The sequence below is a fragment of the Streptomyces sp. 147326 genome, assembly GCF_045000215.1.
Classification (GTDB): Bacteria; Actinomycetota; Actinomycetes; order Streptomycetales; family Streptomycetaceae; genus Streptomyces.
This window is the reverse complement of record NZ_CP134201.1, coordinates 8,276,741-8,302,952: the sequence shown is the minus strand read 5'-3', so window position 1 is coordinate 8,302,952 and position 26,212 is coordinate 8,276,741. Positions and strand designations below refer to the sequence as shown.

27 protein-coding genes are annotated in these 26,212 nt (G+C 72.8%); 17 read left to right on the top strand and 10 right to left on the bottom strand.

All coding sequences use genetic code 11. The annotated features are described in order from the left end of the window. Nucleotides 1-97: 97 nt before the first annotated feature. A complete protein-coding gene (locus RIU97_RS38315) occupies nt 98-1,453 on the top strand; it encodes a sensor histidine kinase (protein ID WP_404963085.1) in 1,356 nt (451 codons plus the stop codon). A gap of 35 nt (nt 1,454-1,488) precedes the next feature. On the opposite strand, the gene RIU97_RS38310 is transcribed toward RIU97_RS38315, so the two are convergent. After that, complete coding sequence (locus RIU97_RS38310) at nt 1,489-2,388, bottom strand: thermonuclease family protein (protein WP_404962091.1); 900 nt, start codon at nt 2,386-2,388, stop codon at nt 1,489-1,491. A 462-nt stretch (nt 2,389-2,850) separates the two neighbouring features. Between RIU97_RS38310 and fusA the strand changes: the two genes are divergently transcribed. The 10 genes from fusA to RIU97_RS38260 all read left to right on the top strand — a co-directional run bounded on the left by fusA (nt 2,851) and on the right by RIU97_RS38260 (nt 14,182). Further along, on the top strand, nt 2,851-4,923 hold the full coding sequence (gene fusA, locus RIU97_RS38305; protein WP_404962089.1) for an elongation factor G: 2,073 nt from the start codon (nt 2,851-2,853) through the stop codon (nt 4,921-4,923). Between the two features lie 139 nt (nt 4,924-5,062). Beyond that, nucleotides 5,063-5,608, top strand: coding sequence for an FABP family protein (locus RIU97_RS38300; protein ID WP_404962087.1), 546 nt, complete (start codon nt 5,063-5,065; stop codon nt 5,606-5,608). A gap of 126 nt (nt 5,609-5,734) precedes the next feature. Continuing rightward, entirely contained in the window at nt 5,735-6,592 is an 858-nt protein-coding gene (locus RIU97_RS38295; protein ID WP_404962085.1) for a polysaccharide deacetylase family protein, read from the top strand. 275 nt (nt 6,593-6,867) lie between these two features. Then, the gene (locus tag RIU97_RS38290; RefSeq protein ID WP_404962084.1) at nt 6,868-7,761 is read left to right on the top strand and encodes a sigma-70 family RNA polymerase sigma factor; all 894 of its coding nucleotides are present in this window, start codon (nt 6,868-6,870) and stop codon (nt 7,759-7,761) included. 232 nt (nt 7,762-7,993) lie between these two features. Then, nucleotides 7,994-8,512 carry a hypothetical protein gene (locus RIU97_RS38285; RefSeq protein ID WP_404962082.1) on the top strand — a complete coding sequence of 173 codons (519 nt, stop codon included), beginning with the start codon at nt 7,994-7,996 and terminating at the stop codon, nt 8,510-8,512. A 167-nt stretch (nt 8,513-8,679) separates the two neighbouring features. After that, nucleotides 8,680-8,916 carry a hypothetical protein gene (locus RIU97_RS38280; protein ID WP_404962081.1) on the top strand — a complete coding sequence of 79 codons (237 nt, stop codon included), beginning with the start codon at nt 8,680-8,682 and terminating at the stop codon, nt 8,914-8,916. A gap of 81 nt (nt 8,917-8,997) precedes the next feature. Then, complete coding sequence (locus tag RIU97_RS38275; protein ID WP_404962080.1) at nt 8,998-9,462, top strand: barstar family protein; 465 nt, start codon at nt 8,998-9,000, stop codon at nt 9,460-9,462. Between the two features lie 53 nt (nt 9,463-9,515). Further along, nucleotides 9,516-10,964 carry a DUF6493 family protein gene (locus RIU97_RS38270; protein WP_404962078.1) on the top strand — a complete coding sequence of 483 codons (1,449 nt, stop codon included), beginning with the start codon at nt 9,516-9,518 and terminating at the stop codon, nt 10,962-10,964. A gap of 368 nt (nt 10,965-11,332) precedes the next feature. Further along, nucleotides 11,333-13,399 (top strand): RICIN domain-containing protein, encoded by a 2,067-nt coding sequence (locus tag RIU97_RS38265; protein ID WP_404962077.1) that lies wholly within the window; start codon nt 11,333-11,335, stop codon nt 13,397-13,399. Between the two features lie 144 nt (nt 13,400-13,543). Continuing rightward, nucleotides 13,544-14,182: a hypothetical protein gene (locus tag RIU97_RS38260; protein ID WP_404962075.1), complete on the top strand. Its 639-nt coding sequence runs from the start codon at nt 13,544-13,546 to the stop codon at nt 14,180-14,182. Nucleotides 14,183-14,194: 12 nt separating this feature from the next. Here RIU97_RS38260 and RIU97_RS38255 read toward each other — a convergent pair whose 3' ends face one another. After that, on the bottom strand, nt 14,195-15,082 hold the full coding sequence (locus tag RIU97_RS38255) for a RimK family alpha-L-glutamate ligase (RefSeq protein WP_404962073.1): 888 nt from the start codon (nt 15,080-15,082) through the stop codon (nt 14,195-14,197). Between the two features lie 155 nt (nt 15,083-15,237). On the opposite strand from RIU97_RS38255, the gene RIU97_RS38250 reads away from it, so the two are divergent. Continuing rightward, entirely contained in the window at nt 15,238-16,275 is a 1,038-nt protein-coding gene (locus RIU97_RS38250) for an endonuclease/exonuclease/phosphatase family protein (RefSeq protein WP_404962072.1), read from the top strand. Here RIU97_RS38250 and RIU97_RS38245 read toward each other — a convergent pair. The 4 genes from RIU97_RS38245 to RIU97_RS38230 form a co-directional block, all read right to left on the bottom strand. After that, nucleotides 16,270-17,244 carry an NAD(P)-dependent alcohol dehydrogenase gene (locus RIU97_RS38245; protein ID WP_404962070.1) on the bottom strand — a complete coding sequence of 325 codons (975 nt, stop codon included), beginning with the start codon at nt 17,242-17,244 and terminating at the stop codon, nt 16,270-16,272. The two genes, RIU97_RS38250 and RIU97_RS38245, sit on opposite strands and share 6 nt — an antisense overlap. Beyond that, entirely contained in the window at nt 17,244-17,492 is a 249-nt protein-coding gene (locus tag RIU97_RS38240) for a helix-turn-helix transcriptional regulator (protein ID WP_404962068.1), read from the bottom strand. The genes RIU97_RS38245 and RIU97_RS38240 overlap by 1 nt, the downstream gene beginning before the upstream one ends. Beyond that, nucleotides 17,486-17,914, bottom strand: a complete 429-nt coding sequence (locus tag RIU97_RS38235; protein WP_404962067.1) for a hypothetical protein — start codon at nt 17,912-17,914, stop codon at nt 17,486-17,488. The genes RIU97_RS38240 and RIU97_RS38235 overlap by 7 nt, the downstream gene beginning before the upstream one ends. A 138-nt stretch (nt 17,915-18,052) precedes the next feature. Continuing rightward, entirely contained in the window at nt 18,053-18,781 is a 729-nt protein-coding gene (locus RIU97_RS38230) for an SOS response-associated peptidase (protein ID WP_404962066.1), read from the bottom strand. Between the two features lie 215 nt (nt 18,782-18,996). Between RIU97_RS38230 and RIU97_RS38225 the strand changes: the two genes are divergently transcribed. The 3 genes from RIU97_RS38225 (at nt 18,997) to RIU97_RS38215 (ending at nt 21,611) form a co-directional block, all read left to right on the top strand. Further along, nucleotides 18,997-20,091 carry a glutamate--cysteine ligase gene (locus tag RIU97_RS38225; RefSeq protein ID WP_404962064.1) on the top strand — a complete coding sequence of 365 codons (1,095 nt, stop codon included), beginning with the start codon at nt 18,997-18,999 and terminating at the stop codon, nt 20,089-20,091. A gap of 87 nt (nt 20,092-20,178) precedes the next feature. Next, the gene (locus RIU97_RS38220; protein WP_404962063.1) at nt 20,179-20,367 is read left to right on the top strand and encodes a hypothetical protein; all 189 of its coding nucleotides are present in this window, start codon (nt 20,179-20,181) and stop codon (nt 20,365-20,367) included. Nucleotides 20,368-20,396: 29 nt separating this feature from the next. Next, on the top strand, nt 20,397-21,611 hold the full coding sequence (locus RIU97_RS38215) for an FUSC family protein (protein WP_404962061.1): 1,215 nt from the start codon (nt 20,397-20,399) through the stop codon (nt 21,609-21,611). 25 nt (nt 21,612-21,636) lie between these two features. Here RIU97_RS38215 and RIU97_RS38210 read toward each other — a convergent pair whose 3' ends face one another. The 4 genes from RIU97_RS38210 to RIU97_RS38195 all read right to left on the bottom strand — a co-directional run bounded on the left by RIU97_RS38210 (nt 21,637) and on the right by RIU97_RS38195 (nt 24,759). Next, complete coding sequence (locus RIU97_RS38210; protein WP_404962060.1) at nt 21,637-22,665, bottom strand: NAD-dependent epimerase/dehydratase family protein; 1,029 nt, start codon at nt 22,663-22,665, stop codon at nt 21,637-21,639. 123 nt (nt 22,666-22,788) lie between these two features. Beyond that, on the bottom strand, nt 22,789-23,508 hold the full coding sequence (locus RIU97_RS38205; RefSeq protein WP_404962058.1) for a metallophosphoesterase: 720 nt from the start codon (nt 23,506-23,508) through the stop codon (nt 22,789-22,791). Further along, entirely contained in the window at nt 23,505-23,753 is a 249-nt protein-coding gene (locus tag RIU97_RS38200) for a BON domain-containing protein (protein ID WP_404962056.1), read from the bottom strand. The genes RIU97_RS38205 and RIU97_RS38200 overlap by 4 nt, the downstream gene beginning before the upstream one ends. A gap of 55 nt (nt 23,754-23,808) precedes the next feature. Continuing rightward, nucleotides 23,809-24,759: an RNA polymerase sigma factor SigF gene (locus RIU97_RS38195; protein ID WP_404962054.1), complete on the bottom strand. Its 951-nt coding sequence runs from the start codon at nt 24,757-24,759 to the stop codon at nt 23,809-23,811. Nucleotides 24,760-24,948: 189 nt separating this feature from the next. Between RIU97_RS38195 and RIU97_RS38190 the strand changes: the two genes are divergently transcribed. Both RIU97_RS38190 and RIU97_RS38185 read left to right on the top strand, forming a co-directional pair. Beyond that, nucleotides 24,949-25,473: an ATP-binding protein gene (locus tag RIU97_RS38190; RefSeq protein WP_404962053.1), complete on the top strand. Its 525-nt coding sequence runs from the start codon at nt 24,949-24,951 to the stop codon at nt 25,471-25,473. A 28-nt stretch (nt 25,474-25,501) separates the two neighbouring features. After that, nucleotides 25,502-26,125 carry a nucleotidyltransferase family protein gene (locus RIU97_RS38185; RefSeq protein WP_404962052.1) on the top strand — a complete coding sequence of 208 codons (624 nt, stop codon included), beginning with the start codon at nt 25,502-25,504 and terminating at the stop codon, nt 26,123-26,125. The last annotated feature ends 87 nt before the right edge of the window (nt 26,126-26,212 follow it).

Below are 26,212 nucleotides of genomic sequence, written 5' to 3'. Positions count from 1 at the left end.
GCCCGGCGCGCGCCCCCGTCCGCTTTCCCGTCTCCGCCGCCGGGTGGGCACCGCCCTGCGCGCGATCGCGGGCGCGACCCTGAGCCGGTGGCCCGCGCTGCGGCGGCTGTGGCCCACCACCGTACGGGCCCGGGCCACCGTGGGGGCCAGCGTGGTGGTGGCCGCGGCACTCTCACTCGCCTCGTTCGCCCTGCTCGGGCTGCTCGAAGGCAACCTGATGCGCAACGCGGAGAACGATGCCCGGCGGCAGGCCGAGACGGTGGCCCAGCTCGCCGCCACCGGGAAGCTGGGGCGCCTGCGCGCGCCCGCCCGCGGCGTCGAGTTCGTCCAGGTGGTGAGCGCCGACGGGCGGGTGCTGTTCGCCAGCCCGAACCTGCTGGACGTGCCTCCGTTGCCGCCGGGCACCCCCGGCCTGCCGGGGGCCCGCGTCCACACGTGGAAGGTCCGCCCGTTCGGCGGCGAACACCGTCAGCGGGTCGTCCAGGTCATCACCGACACCCCCGACGGTCCGGCCACCGTCTATGCCGGCGCCTCGCTGCGGGACGCGGACGCGGCCGACGACACCACGACCGCCGCCCTCGTCATCGGCATGCCCCTACTGCTGGCCACCGTCGCCCTGGTGACCTGGAGGGTCACCGGTCATGCGCTGAGGCCGGTGGAGGAGATCCGCGCCGAGGTCGCCGCGATCTCCGACCGGGACCTGCACCGCAGGGTGCCGGTCCCGGCCACCCACGACGAGGTCGCCCGCCTGGCGGAGACGATGAACGCCACCCTGGACCGGCTGGAGGCCTCCGGCATCCGCCAGCGGCAGTTCATCGCCGATGCCTCGCACGAGCTGCGCAGTCCCATCACCGTCCTGCGCACGCAGCTGGAGGTGGCCCTGGCCGTCCGGGACCCGGAGCTGTGGCCCGAGCTGATCGGCGGGGCCCTGGAGGACATCGAACGGCTCCAGCACCTCGCGGCCGATCTGCTGCTGCTCGCGCGCATCGACGCGGCCCAGCCCGTGACGGCCGTCCCGCTGGACCTGACCGCCCTCGTGCGCGAGGTGGTGGAGGGCCGCCTCGGCGACCGGGTCCCCGTACGGACGGACCTCGAAGCGGACGTCGAGGTCACCGCGAGCGCACTGTGGCTCGGCCGGGTCGTCACCATCCTCGTCGACAACGCGCAGCGCTACGCCGACCGGAGCGTGGACGTCACCCTGTGCACCACCGCACGCGGCGCGGTGCTGGAGGTCGTCGACGACGGTCCCGGCATCCCCGCGGCGGACCGGGAGCGGATCTTCGAGCGCTTCACCCGGCTCGACGACTCGCGCAGCCGCGACCACGGCGGAGCGGGTCTGGGCCTGGCGATCGCGCGCGATCTGAGCACCCATCACGGCGGCACGCTGACGGCCGAGGGCTGCGCGAGCGGCGCCCGGCTGGTGCTCAGGCTGCCGCTGACACAGCCGGGCTGACGGCGGTCCGCCCGTCTCCCGGGTGCGGAGCGTCCTCACTTGTCCAGGAAGAGGAGCTCGTCGGAGCGGCGGGGCATCCGCAGGGTCTTGCCGTCGTCGCTGATCTCGATCAGCCTGTGCAGTCCGGTCTTGGTCTTGCCGTCCGGCAGGATGCGGTACTCGTCGCCGGCTCCGGCGAGGTAGGCGGAGAAACCCGCGAGCGAGGTGATGCCCGAGTCGGAGTCCAGGTAGTCCTTGAGCCGGCGGAACAGCTTGGGCAGGATGACCGTCCCCGTGATGTCATCCGTGATCGATTCGATGCCGGAGATCAATGCCCCGTCGGTGGTCTTGTCCTCGGCCCACAACCCTCTGGGCGGTGCGGCCTCACGTGCCTCGCGGGCGGCGGCCTTGAGGACGTCGCGCAGGTATCCGGGCAGGCCCGGATAGAACATCGGATAGGCCAGGCCGTCCTCGACCAGGCGGTAGTTGGCGCTCCTCTTCAGCAGGCCTTCGTCGACCGAGACCTCGTAGCCGCTGTACACGGGCGGGCGGACGGTGCCGTCGAAGGCCAGCGCAATGCAGCGGCCGTAGGCGTCGGCGCCACTGGTGAGGATGAAACCGGGCACCTGGACGGGAACGGTGGTCACGGTTTCGTTCTCGTGACGGTCGATGCTGGTGAATCCGAGGTGCTTCAGCAGTGCGTCGGCGGCCTGGTGCCCGAACTTCCTCGGCTGGTGGCGTTCCGGTCCGTAGCCCGGCTTCTTGTAATGCGTCTCCAGCGCGTCCACGCCCTCCAGGCGCACGGCGGCGCGGCCGTCCGCCTTGGGCACGACCCTGGCGCGGCCGCCCACCAGCTTCCAGTCCGCCACGTCGTCGGGGACGAACGGGAGGGTGTCGCCGTCCGGCTCGGCACCGCCGTCCACCCGGAACGACCCTTTGATCAGCAACATGGACATGATGACTCCTGGGGATGAGACAGATTGTCACTTTCCGTAGTGGATCATCACGCACGGTACACGTTCTTCTCGGAAAAATGCGGTGCCCCGCCCCGGTCCGCTCCCTAGACTCGCCGTACGCGCTGCCGAAACGGCACTGCGCGCACTCGTGCCGAGTCCGAAGAGAAGGGGAGCAGCGCCATGTGCACGTACCGCACCGCCGCCTTCGCTCCCCCGTCCAGGTACGACGTGATCCCGGTGTCTCGTGACGCTCGGTGCCGGCTGCGCGGCCGTCACCGTATGCCCGTGACGCACCTTTAGGTCCCTTCCCCCTCCCCCGCCTTCCGTACGCCACCGCCTGACCGGACCCGCTCCGGGCCACGGGCGGGACGGCCGTCCACGGCTGCCGGGCGCGGGTGACGGGGCTGTCGTCAGGGAATTCGCGCCGCCCTCTTCATCTCTTCACTCGAAAGGCCTCGGGCCATGCGCGCCAACGGGCGACCCCTCACCACCGCTTCCCCCTCCGCCGTCCGCAATCTGGGCATCCTCGCCCACGTCGACGCCGGCAAGACCACCATCACCGAGCGCATCCTGTTCGCGACCGGTGCCACCCACAAGCGGGGCGAGGTCCATGCCGGAACGACCGTCACCGACTACGACCCCCAGGAGCGCGACCGTGGCATCACCATCTTCGCCGCGGCCGTGAGCTGCACCTGGGACGGACATCGGATCAACCTGATCGACACCCCGGGGCACGTCGACTTCTCCGACGAGGTCGAGCGTTCCCTGCGGGTGCTGGACGGGGCCGTCGCGGTGTTCGACGCCGTCGCCGGAGTCGAGCCGCAGAGCGAGTCGGTGTGGCGGCAGGCGGACCGGCACGGTGTGCCGCGGATCGCGTTCGTCAACAAGCTCGACCGGGCCGGCGCCGACCTCGACACGGCGGTCGCGTCGATCCGCCAACGGCTGGGTGCCGTACCCCTCGTGGTGCAGCTGCCCATCGGCCGGGAGGACGCGTTCACCGGCGTCGTCGACCTGCTGGCCATGCGCGCGCTGCACTGGCACGCCGGCTCCGACACGTACGAGACGGGACCGGTTCCCGAGCCGCTGCGCGAGGAGGCGGACCGGCGGCGCCGGCTCCTGGAGGAAACGGTGGCCGAGCTGCACGCCGACGCCCTGGAGGAGTTCTGTGCCACTTCGGCGCTGACCGGGCGGACGCTGGCCCGCGCCCTGCGGGAGCTGACCCTGCGCGGGGACGGCGTGGTCGTGCTGTGCGGCTCGGCGTACCGCAACCGCGGGGTCGAACCGCTGCTGGACGCGGTCCTCGCGTACCTGCCCTCGCCCTCCGACATGCCGCCCGTACGGGGGATGGCGGACGGCGCCGAGCAGGAGCGCGCACCCGATCCGGCGGGGCCGTTCACGGCCCTCGCCTTCAAGGTGACGGCGACCGCGACCGGTCGGCTCACCTATCTGCGGGTGTACGCGGGCACCTTGCGCAAGGGCGCGACCGTACTGGACGCGGCCACGGGGCGTACGGAGCGGGTCGGCCGGATCCTGCGGGTCCAGGCGGACCAGCACGAGGAACGGGAGGAGGCGGTCGCCGGTGACATCGTCGCCGTGATCGGGCTGAAGGCCGCCCGGGCGGGCACGACCCTGTGCGCGCCGGGGGCTCCGCTGGTCCTCGAACCGCCCTCGGTGGCCGCGCCGGTGGTGTCGGTCGCGGTCGAGGCCCGTCGCAGCATCGACACCGGGCGGCTCTCGGCGGCCCTGGCGCGGCTCGCCGAGGAGGACCCCTCGCTGGTGGTGCGGTCCGACGCGGAGACCGGGCAGACCGTGCTGTCGGGGATGGGTGAACTGCACCTGGAGGTCGCGGTGGAGAAGATCCGCAGCGGCCACGGGGTGGAGGTCGTCGTCGGCCGGCCGCAGGTCTCCTACCGGGAGACCGTCGTGCGCGGGGTGACGGGCCTGGTCTACCGGCACGTCAAACAGGACGGTGGCGCGGGCCAGTTCGCGCACGTCGTCCTCGATGTCGAGCCGTTGGAGGAGGCGGCCTTCGAGTTCCGGTCGGCGGTCGTCGGCGGGCGCGTTCCGCAGGAGTACGCGCGCGCCGTGGAGGCCGGCTGCCGGGACGCCCTCGCCGAGGGCCCGCTCGGCGGCCATCCGGTGACGGGGCTGCGGGTCACGCTCACCGACGGGGCGACCCACTCCAAGGACTCCTCGGAGATGGCGTTCCGGGCGGCGGGCCGGTTCGCGCTGCGCGAGGCGCTGCGCCTGAGCACGGTGGAGCTGCTGGAGCCGGTCGTCGAGGTGACGGTGACCGTTCCCGAGGACGGGGTGGGGGGCGTGCTGGGTGACCTGGCGGCCCGCCGCGGCCGGGTCTCGGGGTCCACCGCTCAGTCCGGGACCGCGGTGGTCACCGCGTCGGTGCCGCTGGCCGAGCTCTTCGGCTACGCGTCGCGGCTGCGCGGGCGCACCCAGGGCCGGGGCACCTTCACCACCCGGCCGGCCGGTCTCGCGCCGGTACCGGCCTCGGTCGCGGCAGCCCTGCCGGCCCGCTGACGGCGCGGCGCGCGCCGGGTCGTTGCGAGCCGGTCCCTCCCGGCCCGCCCCGCTCCCGTTCTCCGGGGGCGGGGCGGGCCGGTGCGGTCGCGCTAGTCTGCGGGGACCCCTCGGGTCCCCGCAGACAGACAAGGTGAACATGTTCGAGCCGGTGCAGGAGAATCCCTATCCCGACAGCCACGTCCTGGGCGAGGGCCCCGAGCCGCACCCGCTGCTGGGGCCCGTGCTGCCCCTGCTGGGACGCTGGCACGGCCGGGGTCAGGGCGAATACCCGACGCTGGAGAAGGACTTCCGCTACGAGCAGGAGATCACCTTCAGCCACGACGGCCGCCCTTTCCTGCGCTACGAAGCGCGCGCGTGGCTGATCGACGACTCCGGGGCCCCGGTCCGGCCGGCGGGACGTGAGGCGGGCTGGTGGCGGGTGACGCCCGACGCCTCCCTGGAGGTCGTGCTCGCGCACCCCACCGGCATCGTCGAGACGTACGTCGGACGGGTGTCCGGTACGGAGATCGAGATCGAGACCAAGGACGTGTCGCTGACCCCGCTGGCCAAGGAGGTCACCGGCGCGCGGCGCCGCTACACCGTCGGCGCCGGGGAGATGACGGTCCTTCACGACATGGCGGCGGTGGGGCAGCCCCTGCAGCACCACCTCACGACGCACCTGCGGCGGCGCCTCCCGTCGTAGACCCCGGCGGCCCGCAGCCGCGGTGGAGATCACCCGGGTGCCCGGCTCGGGCTGCGGGTGCTCCCGTCGGCGCCGTCGCATAGTCGTGGGAGGCCCCGTGACGGCGGCGCCGTACCGGAGGGAGTGATGGTGGTGGAGGTCGGACGACGCGCCGCGCTGGCGGCGCTGCTGGCCGCAGGGCTCGTACCCTGCTCCGGCGCCGCGGCGGCGCAGCCCACTGCGCGGGCCGCGGACGGACCGACGGCGGGCACACCGGCCGTGGGCCGTCCGGCTGCCGGTGCTCCGGCCGCCGGTGCTCCGCCCGCCGGGCCGCGTCCGCCGGCCTCGCTCCTCGGCAGTGAGATCCGCCGGCTGCCCACCACGCGCAAGGTCATCGCGCTCACCTTCAACGCCGCGTGGGACGAGGCCGGGATCGACACCGTGCTGGCCGAACTGCGGCGGCGGAAGCTGCCCGCCACCTTCTTCCCGACGGGGGAGTTCGCCGACGCCCACCCCGCGGCGGTCCGCGCCATGGGCGCCGCGCACGGCCTCGGCAACCACTCGTACAGCCACCCCTACTTCGGCGAGATCAGTACGGCGGAACGCGCCGAGGAGGTACGGCGCGCCGACGCGGCGATCCGGACGGCGTCGGGGACCGAGCCGCTGCCGTTCTTCCGTTTCCCCTACAGCTCCACCACCCGGCAGTCCGTGGCCGACGTCAACGACCTGGGCTACGCGGCGATCGAGTTCACCGCCGACACCAACGGCTACCTCGGCCCGAAGGGCGGCATGACCGTGGACGAGGCGGTCGAGCGGGCCGTCGACGCCTTCACCCCCGGAGCGATCATCCAGATGCACGTCGGCAGCACCGGCGACGGCGTCGTCCTCGACGCCGACGCCCTCCCGCTGATCATCGACGCGGCCCGGGCGGACGGCTACGAGGTCATCGACCTGCGCGAGTTCCTGAGCCCGCCGGCTTCTCCCGCTGCCGCGGGGGCCCGGTAGGGATCGGGCCAGGCGATGCGGCCCGGCTCTCCCACTGCCTGAGCCTCTGGTTCGCCCACGCCTGCGTGTGACCGGCAGTACCGTCTCCGCCGCCCAGGTCCTGATGCACATCGTGCCGCGGACCCCGGCTACGCCGGCGCCCTGTTCGGCCTGCACCTCTACACCTGGGCCCTGATCACCTTCCACCTGATCGCCTGCTTCCTCCTCCAGGGCGTTCCGGGGGTCGGTTATCGTCCCTATCTCAACCGACTGATCGGCACAGGGGGATGCAGCAGGTGAGCGAGAAGGACGTCCTGGCGCGGAGCTTCGAGGAACACCGCCCCCATCTGCGGGCGGTGGCCTACCGGATGCTGGGCTCGCTCAGCGAGGCGGAGGACGCCGTACAGGAGGCCTGGCTCAAGCTGAGCCGCTCCGACGCGGGTGCGGTGGAGAACCTGGGCGGCTGGCTGACCACCGTGGTCGGCCGGGTGTGCCTGGACCTGCTGCGCTCGCGGACCACGCGGCGCGAGGATCCCCTGCACGACCAGGACGGGCAGGTCCGCATCCCCGACCCGGTCGTCAGCAGGGCGGACGGCCTCGACCCCGAGCAGGAGGTGCTCCTTGCCGACTCGGTCGGCATCGCCCTCATGGTCGTCCTGGAGACGCTCGCCCCCGCCGAGCGCCTGGCCTTCGTACTGCACGACCTGTTCGCCGTCCCCTTCGACGACATCGCCCCCGTTCTGGGGCGCACCGCGGCCACGACCCGGCAGCTCGCCAGCCGCGCCCGGCGCCGCGTCCAGGGCGCGGCGCCCGCCCCGGACCCCGACCGGGCCCGGCTGCGGGCGGTCGTCGACGCCTTCCTCGCCGCCTCGCGCGGCGGGGACTTCGACGCGCTGGTCGCCGTCCTCGACCCGGATGTCGTGGCCCGCTCCGACGGCGGCGCGCTGCGCCCCGGCCTGGTCCGCCGCGGCGCGGCCGACGTCGCCTCCCAGGCGATCACCTTCGCGCGGTTCGCCGCGGCGGCCCATCCGGTGCTGGTCAACGGGATCCCCGGAGTGGTCGCGACGGCGGAGGGCCGGGCGATCTCGGTCATGGCGTTCACCATCCAGGACGGCAGGATCACCGCGCTCGACATCCTCACCGACCCCGAGCGCCTCGCGCGCATCGACCTGAGCGTCCTGGAGGACTGAGCCGCCGCGCCCGCAACGGCCGTACGGTGCGCGGGGCCCGTCACGCCCCGCGCACCACCCGGTGACGGTCCCGGCGTACCGGCGTACCGCCCGCGCGCCGGACGAGCACGGGTTCGCCGTACGGAGGATCTTCCCGAGGTTCGGCGAGGTCTCAGCCTCGGCCTCGCATCTGAAGGCACTCGCCTCGGAGGCCGTCCGCTCCGAAGCCTGTCTCGCTGTCATCATGGTGCGCGTGAGTTCCTTCGGCGCGATACCCGACACCAACCAGGTACCTCAACGTTGGAATGCGCGCGAGGCGCCCTTCGGAGACTTCATCGTGTTTTCCGACGGCGCCCTGTCCGTGATGAGTCTCATGCGGTTCTTGCCGCCCGACCGGCAGGATGACCCCCGGGCCGAGGACTGGCAGTGGAGGGAGATCCTGCGAGCCACCGCGTGGACCCCCGGAGACTGGATGAGCATCGACAGTACGCACGCCTCGTGTACTCACCTCGGAAGCCGTGCCCTGAGCGGCGAGGGACTGGACCACGGGAGTATCGGCTGGGTCGCCTTGGTCCGGGACGACGACGAACTCACCTTGGAGTGGCTGGCGGTGTCCTGCTCCTCCAACCCGTTCAGCAGGGTCACCTTGGACGCGACCTCGGTCACCGCCACCAGCACCGCAGGCCGCGTCTGGACCTTTCCCCGAGACGCTCCGCAGCAGGTGAAGATCACCGAGGATCCCACCTACCCCTGGCCACGCCGTCGACGGTAGGCGGGCCCTACCGGAGGGGCCTCTCAGCTGTATGAACAACAAGAGCGGCAGACTGGGCCCATGGACTCCGGACTTGCCGCACTGCTGGGCGCCGCCGTCGGTTCCGCGACCACCCTCGGGGCCGCGATCGTCAACGGCCGTGCTCAGGCACGATCCCAGCACGCCCAGTGGAGGTCGTCATCCTCGAAGGGCCGGAACCCGTCGCCGAAGTCGCGGAACGCGTTGCCGACGCCTCCAGCGATCTCTCACACGTCATGAGGCGGATGGCCGAGGACGCCCGCGCGGGAGACACGACCCACAAGGCCGAAGACATCGCCCTTGCCGCCGAACGAGAGCGAACCCTCTGCCAAGCGGTCAAGGACTTCCGCCTCGCGGCGCGCAGCACCATCGGCAAAGCCAACTGACCCGGGGATTACCGGCCCCGGCCCCCAAGCCGTCGGGAGACTGCGGCATCGTTCGGCCCGAGACGGGTCACAGAAGGGAGGATGACGGTGCACACCGTGCCCTGGGTGCATGTCGTTTCCGAGCAAGGCGCCCTGCCCGTCGATCTGCTGCTGAACGGCAGGACGCACGTAGCGCGGCTCGACGGCCGGGAAATGTGCGACACGGACGGCGTCTTCCAGCAGTTCTACGACGGGCTGAGGCTGCCCGACTGCTTCGGCTGGAACTGGAATGCGCTCTACGACTGTCTGCGCGATCTGGCGTGGCTGCCCGCGGACCAGTACGTACTGATCGTCGAAGCCGTGGACGAGGCACTGCCCGGCGACGCCGCCGGACGGCGGCAGCTCTTCGGGACCCTGCTGCGGGCAGGGCGGCGGTGGTCCTCCGTCAAGCGGCCCGAGGGCATCGATCTGTGCCGGCTCCTGGTCGTCGTGTCCTGCGACCCGGCATCCGTTCCGGACGTGCGGGAACAGCTGCGATCGTGCTGGGAGGAGACCGTCCCGTCATAGGAACGGCTTCGTCCCGCGAAGGCGATGTCAGTGGGCGCCCCTAGCGTTCGGGCATGATCTTCAGTGCCACTCAGGACGCCCTCCCGCCCGTTCCGCCTGCGCAGCGGCTCGATGCCGCGCCCTCCGGGCTCGCCGAGACCGTAGAGCTGACGGCTGCTCATCTCGACTCCCGCGCCCACACCGTGGCGGCGTTCGAACGCGTCCTCGACGGACTCGTACGGCAGGCGCACCACGGCCGCCACGCGCTCGCGGAGGCCCTGTCCACGGCTCTGGGGCACCGCTACCCCGAGGAGGAGACCGAGGCGCACCGGCTCACCGCGGTGGACGTGGTGGTGGCCGCGCTGCTGTGGCGGGTGGCTGGGTACAGCCTCAAGCCCGAGTACGTACGCCGGCAGCGCGGGCACGAGGAGTGCGCGCAGGGCGGGCTGGAGATGGTGATGGCGGCGCGCGTGCGCGAGATCGGGTACGCACTGCGGTCCGGCGACCCCCTGCCGTTCCTGCTGGCCACGCCCACCTGGGACACGGGCTCGCTGGAGGCGGCCGAGCTCGTGGAACGACTCGTGGAGTACCGGCGGTTGGGTGTCCGCCCCGGACCCGCCGACTTCGGGCAGGCCCTGCTGCGCGTACGGCGGTACGATCCGGCGGCCCCGGCGGCCGCCGCGGCCGCGGCCCGGCTCGGGACCGCCGAGGGCGATCGGCTCGCCGCCTGGCTCGGCCCGGACGGTGAACCGGGCACGCCGCGCCGCCGGATCGTCATGCCCGATCCGGGGGCGCACCGGGCCTGGTCGCGGGCCGGCACGGCCGTGCCGCAGGTCGCCTTCGTGAGCGGTGAACGGCCGGCCCTGCGGTGGGAGTTCCCGGATGCGTTCCAGTGGCTGCGCCGCCCCCACGAGGGCTTCACCCAGTGCTACCACTGGGACGCCGGCCACGCCGTGCGGGCGTCGGTCCTGCCCGAGGACCGGGACACCCAGGCCGCATGGCTGCTGCCGGGCGTGACGCTGGCCGCGACGGCCGGCGATCACGGCGGCGCCTGGATGCTGCCGCACCTCGCCCTGCTGGGCGGGCCCGCGGGGCCCGGGCTGCACTCCGCCATCGCGGCGGGGATGGGCGGGCGGTACCCGCGGAGCCGTCGCCCGGCGGTGGACGCCCTGCTGGTGCTGGCGGGCCGGGGCGAGCTGGACGCCCCGCTGCTGGGCCGCGAGCTGGCCTCGATGGTGACCCTGGGCACGGTCAAGCCCAACCGGCTGGCGGACGCGGCCCGCTCGGCCGCCGCGGCGGGCGCGTACGCCACGGTGTGGGGCGTCCTCGCCGAGGTACTGCCGGCCCTCCTGCCTTCGGTACGGGGTGCGGGCGAGGTGCTGGCCGTCGCCGCCGAGTGCGTGGAGCGCTCCGGAGCCACGGGCCCGGCGCCGGCAGAGGTGGCGGCAGCGGCGGCCCGTACCGGGTCCTCCCGGCTGATCACCGAAGCCCGCCGCCTGACCTCCGCACTCACCCGCCCCTGATCCACCCCACCATCGCGGTGGCACCGATACCCGACGGCGGGGCGGAGTGCGGGCGCTGACGCGTCCTCACGGGTCGTGACGGAGGGAATTCGGCAGGTAGTAATTAGGTGAATTCCTGACTGAATTCCCGTCAATAAGCGTTCGCTTCATATCTCGATTTGGTAACAACCCACTCCGTATGGCCTGGACCATTGACGTGCAACGCGCGTAACTCCCCTTGTTTTATTGAAAATTGACTGTTCGTCAAATCAGGTCGACAGGTAACGGAATGATTTCTCGAAGCGGACTCCCGTTTGTCCGAATTCTCCGCGGCATTCGTCTGGCAGGCTTCCGCGCACCCAGTCTTCCGACAATGATTTGAGGTGCCCATGACAGGACGACGCAGACGTCGCGCCGCCGCCGACCACCGCCGCAAACCGCGGAGGTTGATACTCATCACCGCCGCCACGGCAACGGCGGCGGTGATCGCCGCAGGCATCGCCTACTCCGGAATCGGCGACGGCGCCCAGGCGGCAGCGCCCGTACAGGCCGCGGAGGCCGCCGCACCGGCCGCCGCCCCCGCCCGGGACCAGGATCCCGAACCGATCGCCGCCGCGCCCGCCAACGAGAACGCGCGCGGAATGGTCTACGACGGCCTCCAGGCCGCGCCGAAGGGCGACCGGTGCGTCGGTGTCTACCGCACCGACACCGGCCTGTGCACCCACGGCCCCGACGCCCCGCCCAAGGGCGTCGACATCACGAAGGAGATCCCGCCCGCCGTCAAGGAGACGGCTCCGGCGGCCGATCCCTCCCGCCCCGCCGCCGAAGACCCGGCCTCCAAGGAGGGTGGCGGGCGTCCTCAGGACGCGCCCGCCGCCGACGCCGCGGCGACCAAGGCGAAGGCGCCAGAACCGGCCGCCGCCGGCGGCAGCCAGGCCGTCGCCGCGGGCCCCGCGGGCCAGACGGTCCAGTGCGACGGCGACGGCAGCACCGGCAACCGCGTACAGGTCGTGTACGTCCACGCCCCCGGCAAGGACCGCTACTCCGAGTACGTCGCCTCGTTCCGCAAGTGGGCGGCCGACGCCGACCTCATCTACTCGGCGAGCGCCCAGGAGACCGGCGGCGTACGCCACATCCGCTACGTCACGGCCGCCGACTGCACCCCCACGGTGCTCAACATCGAGCTCCCGGCCTCGGCCCTGTCCGAGTTCAGCGCGACCAACAACGCGCTCGCCGGCAAGGGCCTCGACCGCCGCGACCGCAAGTACATGATCTTCGCGGACACCCAGGTCTACTGCGGCATCGGCACCTTCGCGGGTGACGAGCGGCCCGGCCAGGCCAACCAGAGCAACTTCGGCCCGTCCTACGGCCGTACGGACTCCGGCTGCTGGGGCGGTCACACCGCCGCGCACGAGCTCGGGCACAACCTGGGCGCGGTCAACAACAGCGCTCCGAACACCAGCCGCGGCGCCCACTGCACCGACGAGTACGACGTCATGTGCTACTCGGACACCCCGTACTACCCGCAGATGCGCAACATCTGCACCAACCAGGCGGCCGAGAACATCCTGGACTGCAACCACGACGACTACTTCCACACCAGCCCCAAGGCCGGAAGCTACCTGGCCACGCACTGGAACATCGCGGACAACCAGTTCCTGATGCGCACGAAGGGCGGTGGCGATACCGACCCGGGTCCGAACCCGAACCCGACGCCGACCCCGACGAAGAAGCCGACGCCCACGCCGACGAAGAAGCCCGGCGGCGGCCCGGACGCGACGGCGGCCCAGATCCAGTCCGACTCCGTCGTGGTGAGCTGGCCCAAGGTCGAGGGTGCGTCCTGGTACCAGGTCCTCCTGAACGGCAAGCACCTGACCTGGGTCCAGTCGCAGGCGCTGCGCATCTACAACCTCCAGCCCAACACGTCGTACACGGTCACCGTCTCCGTCCGCGACAGCTCCGGGCGTGACAGCGGACCCGGCAAGGCCGCGTCCTTCAAGACGCCGGGGGCGGGCGGCGGGGCGACCACCCCGGGCAGCAAGTACACGCTCGGCAACGGCAGCACCGGCATGGCCGCCGAGGTGTGGGGCGGCCGCACCGCCGACGGCACGGTGATCGTCGGCGGCCGCGCCAACGGGTACGCCCAGCAGCAGTGGTTCTTCGACGACGCCGGCAACGGCCAGGTCCGCATGCGGTCCGCGGTCTCCGGCAAGTGCCTGCAGCCGGGCGGATCGCCCTCGGCGGGCATGTGGGTCGCGCAGCAGCCCTGCGACAAGAACAACGGCGCGCAGGCCTGGAAGCTGGCCTCCCGCGGTGGCGCGGTCACCGTCACCGACCCGAGCGGCGGCTTCGCCCTCACCGTCAGCAACCGTCCCTACTACGGGAACTGGCTGCTCGACCTCCAGCGTGCGGACGGCCGCGCGGCGCAGGCCTGGACCCTCCAGAAGGCCGGCTGAGCCCTGCCGCGACACGATGCCACGGCGCCGGGCCCTTGCGGCCCCGGCGCCGTGACGCCCTGACGCCGTGCACCCGCCCCGGCGGACGGCCGCCCCGCGCGGCCGTCCGCCGGTCCCCCTCATCTCGACCGGAGCACCCCGACGATGCGCATACGAATCGCTTTCTCGGCCGTCCTGACCGCACTCGGCCTCATGTTGCTGACCCCTGTTGCGGCCCACGCCCACGGAGACACCGTGAAGGTGGTGGTGACCGGGCAGCGGACGGGCCACGTCACCGCCGACATCACCTGGGAGAACGACGGGGACGCCGTCGACGAGGCGGTCGCCGCGACCGTGAACGCGGTCAGCGTCGACGGGGCCCGCACCATGGGGCCCTGGCGCCTGGTCCGCGATCCCGCCGCGGCACCCGCCGGCTGGACCACGGCCGAGACCCTGCCGCCGGGTTCCTGGAAGGTCAGCGTCGACGTGGGGTTCCCGGCCCTCGGACACGGCGACCTCGAAGTGGCCGTACCCGTGGTGGACCCGGCTCCGGGCACCGGCGCGCCGACCGCCTCCGCCCCGGCTCCCGGCACGCCGACCGCCGGACAGCCCTCGGCCGCCGCCCCGTCGGCCGGTTCGCCCTCGGCCGCCGCCCCGGCCGCGTCCACGGCTCAGGTGCCGGCCGCCGAAACCAAGGGATACGCCGTCTGGTGGACGACGGCGGGTGTGGCGGCGACCGCCCTGGCCGGTGCTGCCGTCGGTCTCCTCCTGCGCCGCCGCCGGATGCGCCGCCGGCTGGGATAGCGGAGCCGTCGGCTACGCCGTGGTGTGCCGGAGCCCGGCCGCCACGGCTTCGACGAAACGTTCCAGCCCCTGCGGGTTGATCCGTAGGAACAGATTCGGCTCGATGAGTTCCAGCTCCATGACCACCGGTTCCCTGGCCTCGTCCAGCGCCAGGTCCACTCGGGCGAACAGCAGGTCGCCCGGCGCGGGAACCGCGGCCAGCGCCCCCCGCGCCGTCCTGATCTCCGCCTCGGAGGGCTGGTACGGGGCCGCCCCGGGGTGCGGCACCCGGAAGTTGTCCGTCACCCCGGCCTCGGTCAGCACCGGCTGCTTGCGGATCGCGTGGCTGAAGGTGCCGGAGAAGAAGACCAGGGCCCGTTCCCCCTCCTCCACGAGGCGCAGGTACGGCTGGACCATCGCGGTACGGCCCTGGTCCAGCAGCATCCGGGCGTGGCGCACGGCGTCCGCCCGCCGACCGGGCTCGTACCGTGCGGTGTCGCGCGCGCCCGAGGAGACCGTCGGCTTGACCACCACTCCGTGAGGCCCGCCGAAGTCCTCCTCGCCGCAGTGCCCGCCCGGTTCGATGAAGCGGGTCGGCACCACGGGGACCCCGCGCTCGGCGAGTTCCCGCAGGTAGCGCTTGTCGCTGTTCCAGCGCACCAGCGGCGCCGGGTTCCACAGCCGGGTGACCCGGGCCGTCGCATCGGCCCACGCCAGGAACTCCTCGAGCCGTCCCGTGTAGTCCCAGGTCGACCGGATGACCGCCAGGTCGAAGCCGTCCCACTCCTTCGGGTCCGCGTCCCAGGCCACGGCTTCCGCGGACATGCCCGCGGCGCGCAGGGCCGCCAGGATCAGCGGGAGGTCCGGGTCCTCGTCGACGCCGTCGCCGCTCGTCACGATCGCGATCCTCGCAGCACTCATGCGGCTCTCCCCTCGTCACGTGCCGCGATCACTCTTCCACGGACGATCCGCCGGCGGGCGGGAACCCGGCCGGTGGATCGTGCGTCGTACCGGGCGACGTCGTGCTCATGGCTGCGGGACGGGAAACGGGGCCGAGGCGGATGGGCGGGGCGGCAATGGTGGAGCGGACCGGCAGCGGTGTGCGCGAAGGCGACCGGCCGCGCCGGGGTGAGCGGTGGCGCCCCGGCGACCGGTGGCGCTGGGGCAGGGACGCGCGGGGCCGCTCGGCCTGGACGCGCGGGCGCGTACCGGCGTCACTCGCCGTTCTGGCCGCCGGCCTCCTGGCCTTCCACCGGACCGTGCCCAACGGCGTCGGCCGCCTCGGCAGCCTGCTGGAGGCCTTCCTGCCCTGGCTCGGCCTGGCGGTTCCGGTCCTGCTCGTACCGGCCCTGGTGCGCCGCTCGGCCACCGCGCTGCTGGCCCTGCTGCTGCCCGCCGCCGTGTGGGCGGTCCTCTTCGGCGGGCTGCTGCTCCCCTCCGACGGCGGCCCCCACCACATCACGGCGGTCCAGCACAACGTCAGCGACGAGAACCCCGATCCCCGGGGCACCGCCGCCGCCCTGATCCGGGCCGCGCCGGACCTCGTCGCCCTGGAGGAGCTGACGCCCGCCGCCCTGCCGGGCTACGAGGCGGCCCTGGCCGAGGAGTTCCCCCACCACGCGGTCGAGGGCACCGTCGGGCTCTGGTCGAGGTATCCGCTGGCGGACGTCCGGCGCCTGGACATCAAGCCGGCCGGGATCGGGGAGGGCTGGAGCCGTGGCCTGCGGGCCGGCGTGCGCACGCCTCACGGCGAGATCGCCGTGTACGTGGCCCACCTGCCCTCGGTACGCATCCGGCCGAGCGGTTTCAGCTCCGGCCCGCGGGACGAGAGCGCGGGTCTGCTGGGCGCGGCCGTCGCCGCCGAGCGGCTGGACACGGTGATCCTGCTGGGCGACCTCAACGGCACGGTGGACGACCGCGGTCTGGCCCCGCTCACCTCGCGGCTGGAGGCGCCCCGGCGGGGGCTCTCCTTCAGCTGGCCCGCGGCCCTGCCGGTGTCCCGGATCGACCAGATCCTGACCCGTTCGGCGACGGCGGCCGACGTCCGGACCCTGCCCGCCACCGGCAGCGACCACCTGCCGGTGGCCGCCCGCATCACACTCGGCGCCTCATAGCCGGATCACGATCTTTCCGCGGACGTGGCCCTCCCTCAGGTAGCGGATGGCATCGGGTACTTCGGCCAGCGGGTAGGTCCGGTCGACGACGGGGGTGACCGAGCCGGCCTCGATGAGCTCCGTGAGGACCTGCAGGTCACTGTGGTGGTGCTCCATGGCGGCGACGGTGCGCAGGCGGTGGCCGACGAAGGGGGACAGCAGGAGCGCGCCCAGCTGCCGCTCGTTGCCGCCGGTCCACCGGCCCCCTCCTTCCCCGCCGACGATGACGAGGGTCCCGCGCGGGGTGAGGGCGCGGCGGAGCCGGGAGACGGGGCGGTTGCCGGCGATGTCGAGGACGAGGTCGTAGCGTTGGCTGCCGTCGACGGGGTCGTGCTCCGCGTAGTCGAGGACCTCGTCGGCCCCGATGGAGCGGACCAGGTCCGCCTTGGCGGCGCTGCACACTCCGGTGACGCGGGCGCCGAAGGCCTTGGCCAACTGCACGGCGTACGTGCCCACTCCGCCCGAGGCGCCGAGGACGAGGACGGACTGCCCGGCCTCGACCCGTCCGACGTCGCGCAGGGCCTTGAGCGCGGTGCAGGCGGAGACGGGCACGGCGGCGGCCTGTTCGAAGCCGGTGTTGCGCGGTTTCGGCGCGAGCGTGTCCTCCTTGGCGCAGGCGTACTCGGCGAAGGACCCGTCGCAGCTGCCGTACACCTCGTCGCCCGGCCGGAAGCGGGTCACGTCCGCGCCGACCGCCTCCACCCGCCCCGCGAGGTCCATGCCGCGGACGCGCACCTTGGGTGCCCGCAGGCCGAAGCCCATGGCGCGCAGTGCGTACGGCATGCCCGCCATCAGGTGCCAGACGCCCTGGTCGACGCCGGCCGCACGGACCCGTATGAGCACCTCGCCGCGGCCCGGCACCGGCCGGTCCGTCTCTTCGAGCCGCAGGACCGCGGGCGGTCCGTAAGTGTCCTGGACGATGGCTTTCATCAGTCGTCTTCCTCTGTCTCGGTCTCGGTCTCGGTCTCGGAGTACTGGAACACCGCGTCGAGCGGTACGGCGAACACGCGGGCGATCTGGAAGGCCTTCTCCAGGGAGGGCGAGTAGCGGCCCTGCTCGATGGCGATGACGGTCTGCCGGGTCACACCGATGCGGCGGGCGAGCTCGGCCTGCGTCATCTCGTCGTTGGCGAACCGCAGGGCACGGATGCTGTTGGTGACCTTCGTGGGCCTCACCACGGCTGGAAGCCCAGCCGGTAGGCGGCGATCTTCGCCATGGATCCGAGGAGCGCCGACAGGACGAACCCCAGGTAGATGACGTTGGCGATCCAGAACTGGTCCGCCTCGGCCATGGCCAGGACGAGCCCGGCCACGCCGCCGATCACGATGAAGGACTGTCCGGTGTACTCGCCGAAGCGGTGGATCTCCCGGTCGCGCTGGTCCTTGGTGGTGTCCTCCTTCGGCGCGAGCATCGCCACGGTGATGTGCAGGGCGATCGAGGCGACGATCGCCGCGCCAACCGTCCACAGCAGCGCGGCCACGTACGGCACCTGGGCGAGCGGGGCGTCACCGGCGCGCCCCAGGACCACGGCCAGGTACGCCCCGTAGGACACGACCGTCACCACGATCATGATCCACGCGCGTTTCTCCTCGACTGCCACGACCACTCCCGATGTAAAGAAAACCCGACACCTGCAGTGTCAAGCAAGCACAACATGGTGTCAAGATTTCTATACACGTCCGGGCGGTCGGGGCTCGCGGCTGCTCTCCGGACGGTGCTTCGGCCTCCGCTGGAAGAGCTAGGGCGCGTCGAGGAGCTCGGGGCCGTTGTTGCGGACGTTGTTGACGGCGGTCGACACCGCGCGGACGTCCAGCTGGCCGCCCGCCGGGGCGGCCAGGAGGGCGCGCAGCTCGTCCGGGTCCTGGTGGGCCGGGTCCAGCCAGGCCTCGTAGTCGGCCGGGGCGAGGGCGAGCGGCATGCGGGGGTGCACGCGGCCGGCCGCGTCGGTGGCCTCGGTGGTGATGATGGTGCAGGTCGCCCACCACGCCGCCGCATCGTCGTCGGCGGCGACGGCGGGGTCGCGCCAGAACTCGTACAGCCCGGCCATCGCCATCACCCCGCCGTCCTCGGGGCGGATGAAGTACGGCTGCTTGTGCGCCTTCGCGGTGCCGGAGGCGGGGACGGGCTGCCACTCGTAGAACCCGTCCGCCGGCAGCAGGCACCGGCGCTTGGCGAAGGCCCGCCGGTAGGCCGGCTTCTCGTGCACCGTCTCCACCCGCGCGTTGATCATCTTCGCGCCGCCGGTGGGGCTCTTCGACCACGACGGCACCAGTCCCCAGCGCAGGGGCCGCAGCCGTCGCTCCAGCAGGCCCGTCTCGCGGTCGGCGCGCTCCAGCACCGCCCACACCGCGTCGGTGGGGGCGACGTTCCAGCTCGGCTCCAGCACGTGCCCGGGAGCCGGGGGCGCCGCCTGGAAGAGGCCGGACAGGTCCTCGGGGCTGCGGGTGGAAGCGTAACGGCCGCACATGCCGTCCACCCTGCCACCTGAGCCGGCTTCCCGGCGGGTACGCGCCGAGGTACGCGCCGCCGTACGCACGCCCCGGCAGAACGGGAAGGCACACATCCGCACGGGACCGGCACCGGCTCGCCGCAGGTGGCGGCCGGTTTGCGGAACGGCCGTGGCGGGCAGACGGAGGCACACATCGCTCGCACGCATCGGACGACGGCAGGGTACGCACACAGATGATCACTGTCGGGGTCGAGGAAGAGTATCTGCTGGTGGATCCGGACACCGGGCTGCCGGTCCCGCGCGGCGCCGCGGTGCGGGTCGCGGCCGGCCTCGATCCGGTCTCCGCGGAGGACGACGTCCAGGCCGAGCTCCTCCAGGCCCAGGTCGAGGTCGCCACACCCGTATGCACCGACCTCGGGGAGATCGGCGGCCACCTGCTGCGCCTGCGGCACGCCGTCGGCTCCGCCGCCGAGGCGACCGGCTGCAAGGCGGCGCTGACCGCGGCCGCGCCGGTCAAGGGGGCCACACCGGTGCCCGTCACACCCGTGCCCCGCTACCTGGCGATGCGCACCCACGCCGCCCGCCTGGTCGACGAGCAGCTGATCACGGGCATGCACGTGCATGTCGGAATCCCGGACCGGGCCCAGGGCGTCGACGTGCTGAACCGGATCCGCGTATGGCTCCCGACGGTGCTGGCCATGTCGGCGAACTCCCCGCTGTGGGAGGGCCACGACACCGGCTTCGCCAGCTGGCGCACCGTCGTCTTCGGACGGTGGCCGGTGAGCGGACCCACCCCCGTCTTCCGCGACGACGCCGACTACGACCTGCGTGCGGCCGAACTGGTGGAATCGGGCGTCATCGCGGACACCGGCCAGCTGTACTGGCACGCCAGGCTGTCGGAGAAGTACCCGACCGTCGAGATCAGGTGCGCCGACGTGCAGCTGCGGGCCGACGACGCGGTGATGTTCGCGGGCATCGTGCGGGCACTGGTCGCCACCGCCCTCGGCGAGGCCGCCCGCGGGGTGCCCGCGCCCTCCTGTACGCAGGAGATGATGCAGGCCGCGACCTGGCAGGCCGCCCGGCACGGCGTGGGGGGACCTCTGGTCGGGCCGGACGGCGCCCGGCTGGAGGCCCGCGCGGCCGTGGCCCTGCTCGTACGGCACATCCGGCCCGCGCTGGACGAGGCCGGGGACCTCCGCGAGGTGACGTCCCTCGTCCACCGCCTGCTACGGGACGGCACCGCGGCCGACCGGCAGCGCAGGGCACTGTGGGAGGGCGGCATGCCGGCACTGATCGACCTGATCACCAACCAGAGCACCGCTCCCTGAACGGCGCGTCCCGCTCTCGTCGTGCGCCATCGGGTGCGGGACCCGAGGATGGAACCAGTCCCCCACCCCACCGAAGGGAGCCTTCCTGTGCTGGAACGCGAGCGTCCTGACGACGAGGCCGAGGTCCGCCGCCGCCCCGGAGGCCCCGGTGCCGAGCCCCGGACCCGTGCGGCATCCTCGTGGCCGCTGGCCGCGGGCGACTACTGGTTCGGCGGCGAGGGCGGGGGCGGCCGCGGCGGCTCCGGCGGCGCAAGAGGCGCGTCGACGCCCCGTTGATCTCTCCGTCGGCGGGGAAGGGGCGGAATATGCCACAAGCCATCGCCCCACTGCGCGCCCTCGTCCGCCGTCACCGGGAACCCGCGGTCGTCCAGACCGTCCGTTCGACCGCGGCCGCCGTCATCTCGTACGTCGTCGCGCTACGGGTCAGCGACGAGCCCGCACCCTTGACGGCTCCGCTCACCGCGCTGCTCGTCGTCCAGGTCACCCTCTACTCCACGCTCACCACCGGAATCCGGCGGGTCAACTCGGTCGTTGCCGGGGTGCTGCTCGCGATCGGCTTCAGCGCGCTCGTGGGCCTGACCTGGTGGAGCCTCGGGCTGATCATCCTGGCCTCGCTCGTCATCGGGCCGCTGGTGAAGGCCGGGGAGTTCGTACCCGAGGTCGCGATCAGCGCGATGCTGGTGCTGGGCGTGACCAGCGTGACGGACACCGCCTGGGACCGGGTGCTGGAGACGCTGATCGGCGCGGTGGTCGGGCTGCTGTTCAACTTCCTGTTCGTGCCTCCCGTATGGATCGGGCCGGCGAGCGAGGCCATCACGGACCTCGCCCGGCGCATGCGTGCCCTCCTCGGCCACATCGGCGACCAGCTCGCCGAGCACACACCGGTCGAGGCGGCCGCCGCCCACCTCCACGAGGCCCGTCGGCTCGACAACGACATCGCGCTGGTCGACGCGTCCTTGCGGCAGGCGGAGGACAGCCTGCGGCTGAACCCGCGGGTGCGTGAGGGCCTCCTGTTCCGTCTGGTGCTGCGCACCGGACTGGACACCCTGGAGATCTGCGCGGTCGTTCTGCGGGTCTCCTGCCGGACCCTGACAGACCTCGCGAAGTCGCACCAGGCGGGTCCGCTTTTCCCGCCGCCCATCGCCGGGGCCCTGCGCGAGCTGTACGCGCACCTCGCCATCGCCGTGGAGAGCTTCGCCGAGCTGATCACCGCGCAGGTCAGCGCCAACGCCGAGCAGGCCGAGGAGAAGCTGGCCCGGGAGCTGACGACGGCCCGCGTCAGCCGGGACCACCTCGCCGTGCTCCTCCAGAAGGAGGCGGGTGTCCATCCGGGGGCCTGGCAGCTCTACGGGGCGCTGCTCGCCGAGGCGGACCGGGTGCTCGACGAACTGGGCGTGGACAAGCGCTCGGAGCGGCTCATCGAGGAGCTCGACCGGCACTCCCGCCTGCGGCGCGAGCGCTATCCGCGGCTGCACCGCCTGACCCGCCTGACCCGGCGGTTCTTCTCCCGTCCGGCATGAAGCCGTACAGGGCTACGTGGTCTCCTCACCGACCCGCCCGCGACCCGGCGCCCGATCCGGCGAGGGGCGGCGTGTCCAGGCCCGCCCCTCGCCGCAGTCCCGTCAGGAACGCGTCCACGGCCTGCGTGGCGGTGCGCGAGGGAACCCAGCCGAGCTCCTCCCGGGCGCGGCCCGCGTCGAGGAGCGGCAGCCGCAGGACGGCGTCGAACAGGCCGGGCGCGGCGGGCACCAGGTACATCCGCCAGGCGGCGGCGAGCGCGGCGCGGGCGGCCCCGGCGGGCAGCGGCACCGTACGGGCGTTCAGCAGGCGCGCTATGGACATCATGTCGATCACCGGATCGGCCACCAGGTTGAACGGCCCGCGGACCGGGCGGACGACGGCCGCCCGGTAGGCCTCGGCGGCGTCCTCCGTGTGCAGGGCCTGGAAGCGCAGGCCACTGATGGCGGGCACGGCCGGGACGAGACCGGAGCGGATCAGGCGCCACGGCAGGAGCGGCCCGGCGAAGATGCGCCGCTGTTCGCTCGCCGCCACTTCCTTGAACAGGAAGGCGGGCCGCATCCGTACGACGCGCAGCTCCGGGTGGGCCGGCTCGTAGCCGTCGAGGTAGCGCTCCAGGTAGGCCTTCTCGCGGGTGTACGCGGCGCCCGGCCAGCCGTGGGTCGGCCAGGACTCGTCGACGGGGCGCCCGTCGTCGGGGCCGGGCGAGTAGGCGCCGACCGAGGAGGCGTGGACGAGGGTGTGGACGCCCGCACGGGCACAGGCCTCGAAGACCCTCACACTGCCCAGGACGTTGGTGCGCCAGGTCTCCACGGGGTCGTGCGTGGGCTGGAACCTCCAGGCGAGATGGACGACGGCGTCGGCGCCCGCGAAGAGCTCGGTCAGGTCGCTGCCGCCGGGGTCGATGTCGGCGGCGGCCCACCGCACCCCGGGGATGTGGAGGCCCGGGAGGCGGCGGGCGACGCCGAGGACGTCGGTGACCGACCGGTCCTCCGCCAGGGCGCGGACCACGCTGGTGCCCGCGTTGCCGGTCGCCCCGGTCACCACGACCCTCATGACGCCCACCGTGTCTTCCGGCCGCCGCGGCCCTCGTGCCTGCGGGTGCTGTGCGCGGTGTTCATGACTGCTCCTGCGGATTCGGGGAGGGGCTGCGGCGACGCCCCGGCGTGGGGATCACCGTCACCCCAGGTGGTAGACGGCGAAGGCGCGGTCGATCACCGGCATGGCGACGTTGCGGACCCGCACACCGCCCGCCGTCAGGCCGTGTTCCGTGCCCCGGTGGGCGTGGCCGTGCACGGCGAGGTCGGCGCCGGCCTCGTCCATCGCCTCGGCGAGCAGGTAGCTCCCGAGGAACGGGTAGATCTCCAGCGGCTCCCCGGCCAGGGTGTCCGCCACCGGCGAGAAGTGCGTGAGCGCGATCCGTACGCCGCATCCCGCGTCGGTCACCTCGCGCAGCGCGCGGAACAGACCCTGGGCGCACCTGCGGGTGTAGCCGATGAAGGACTTCATCTCGGGCTCGCCGAACTCGCTGCCGCTGCGCCCGGCGAAGCCGCCGCAGAACCCCTTCGTCCCCGCCACCCCCACCTTGACGCCGTCCAGGTCGAGGACCACGCCCTCGCCTTCGAGCACGCTCACCCCGGCCTCCACCAGGACCCGGGTCACCGTGTCCTGTTCGTCGCTCTGGTAGTCGTGGTTGCCGAGCACGGCGACGACCGGCACGGGCAGTTCGGCGACCTCGGCCGCGACCACGCGGGCCTCGGCGGCGGTGCCGTGGCGGGTGAGGTCCCCGGCGAGGAGCAGGAGGTCGGCGTGGTGGGGCAGCGTCTCGAAGGCCGGCCGCAGGAGTCCCTGGCTGTCCGGCCCGAGGTGGATGTCCCCGACCGCGGCCACGCGGATCACCTCAGCACCTCCACGTGCTCCGGGGGGTCGGTGTGGCCCACCACGACGTCGGTGAGCAGGGGTACGCCTTCCAGTTCGGCCTCCGCGATCTGCCGTACCGTGGCGCGGCATTCGGGCGTGGCGACGGTGCCGGAGAGGACGACGGTGTCCCCGCGCAGGTCGACGCGGACGCCGAGTTCGGCGATGTCCGCCGCGGCGAGCCGCTGCCTCAGGTGCTCGATGCGGTACTCCACCGGCTCTTTCACGGGTCTCCCTCCCTGACGGGGGCGGCTTCGCGCCGTCTGCGGCCGTCTCGCGCCGTCAGCCCGGCGCCGCGGTGGCCCGGCGTACGCCCCGGGCTCCGCTCCCGCAGGGGTCCGGCGAGTCCGGCGACGGCTCGGATGCGGGCTCATCGGCCGGCGGGGCATCGGTCAGCAGCCCGCTGCGCAGGTTCTGCAGGGTGCGGTTGAGCAGGCGCGACACGTGCATCTGCGAGATGCCGAGGAGCTCCCCGATCTCGGACTGCGTCATCTCCTGCCCGAAGCGCAGCGAGAGGATCTCCCGGTCCCGTGCGGGCAGCCGCTCCAGCAGCGGTTTCAGGGCTTCCAAGTCCTCGATCCGCTCGTAGGCCGGTTCCTCCCGGCCGAGTGCGCGCTGGGCCGTGCCGGGGTCGGCGTCCTCCTGGACGCACATGTCGAGGGAGCGGGAGGAGTAGGCCTGGGCGGCCTGCCGGCCCTCCGCCAGCTCGGCGTCGGTGATCCCGAGGTGGGCGGCCAGTTCGGCTTCGGTGGGGAGCCGGCCCATGGCCTGCTCCAGCTCGTCCGAGGCCCTGGCCAGGCTCTGGCGCAGTTCCTGAAGGCGCCGGGGCACCTTCACGGCCCAGCTGGTGTCGCGGAAGAAGCGCTTGATCTCGCCGGTGATGGTGGGGAGGGCGAACGAGGTGAACTCCACCCCGCGCGTCACGTCGTACCGGTTGATGGCCTTGATCAGGCCCACCGTGCCGACCTGGACGATGTCCTCCATCGGCTCGCTGCGTCCGCGGAAGCGGCGGGCCGCGAACTTGACCAGGCTGAGGTTGAGCTCGATGAGGGTGTTGCGCACGTACGAGTACTCCGCGGTGCCCTCGGTCAGGGTGCTCAGCCGCCGGAAGAGGACCACGGAGAGGGATCTGGCGTCGGCCGTGCTGGCTTTCAGGGGCTCGGCCAGCGGATCGACCGGGGCGCGGCCGTCGGTGTGCGAGGTAGGGGGAGTCTTCGACGTGTTCGGAGTCATGAGAGGGGGCCTCCGCCTCCGACGGGGATGTCGGACCGTACAGTCGGCTTCACACCGGTTTATACCCTTTGATCCGCCGCCGACTCACTGTCGGCCCCCGTCTTTCGCCCGCCATACCCCACTGGCGTACCCCACCGCCGTAGCCCGCTGCGCAGGCATGACGACCGGCGCAGTGGGCAGCAGCCGTGCATGACCAGAGCGCAGCAGCAGACGCGTCGTCTGCTGCTGCGCGGCCGGGCCGGGGCGGTCACGCGCTGCCGGGACTTCACCCGGAAGGCACTCGCGGACTGGCAGTGGATCCCGGCCGGTGACGGGCCGCCCGGCGGCGTTCCGTCACCCGACCAGGAGGGGCAGGAGAACGACGACGAGCGGGCGCGGCGCCGGGAGCGGGTGGAGGACGTGCTGCTCATGGTCTCGGAGCTGGTCGCCAACGCATGTTTGCACGCGGGCGGCCCCAGCGAGCTGGTTCTGCGTCACGGTGCCGAGGGGCTGCTGATCGAGGTCAGCGACGACAGCCCCCACCGCCCGGTGCTCCGCCCTCCGCGCGATCCGGCCCTCCCGGGAGGCCACGGCCTGATGGTGCTGGACCGCCTGTCCCGCAGCTGGGGGTGGCGCCCCGCCCCCGGCGGGAAGACCGTATGGCTGGAGGTTTCCCCTCCCTGGCAGCCGGGTCCGGCCCGGCACAGGCGCCCGGCACGCCACGGGCGGGTTTGATCAGCGCCCGAACGGTAAGGCGCGCCGCATGAAGGCACCTCCCTCCGAAGAGCTGGATCTTCAGGCCGAGGACAGAACCCGGCTGCCGCAGGACCACACGCAGGCCATTCTGGAGACGACCAAGCGAGTGGCGGCGCTCTTGAAGGCCTCGGAGCAGCCGTTCGCACTCGCCGGCAGCGTCGCCGCGTTCGCGCACGGCGTGCCGGCCCACTTCCAGCACGACACGGACTTCTGTGTGCGTCCCGAGGACTCCGAGGCCGCGATCAAGGCTCTGGAGGACGGCGACATCGCGATGCGCCGCGCCCCCGAGGACTGGCTGGTGAAAGGCCGGTCCGGAGGGGAGGAGATCGACCTGATCTTCGAGCTCGCCAGGCGTCCGGTGAGCAGGGAACTACTGGACCGGGCGGTGCTGCTGCCGGTGGACTCGGTGTGGATGCCGGTGCTCTCGCCCACGGACCTCATGGAGAGCAAGCTCGCGGCCCTGTGCGAGCACTACTGCGATTTCGGGGACCTGCTGCCGATGGCGCGGATGCTGCGGGAGCAGATCGACTGGCGGCGGCTGGACGACGACCACCGGGCCGCGCCCCTGGCCGACGCGTTCCTGTACCTCCTGGAGCGACTCCGTGTCATCGGCCCCCGCAACGGGGCGTGAGGCGCCGAGGGACCGAGGTGCCGACCGCGGACACGGACGGCGACGGACACGGACGGCGGCGGGTGCCGGTTCCGGCACCCGTCGTCC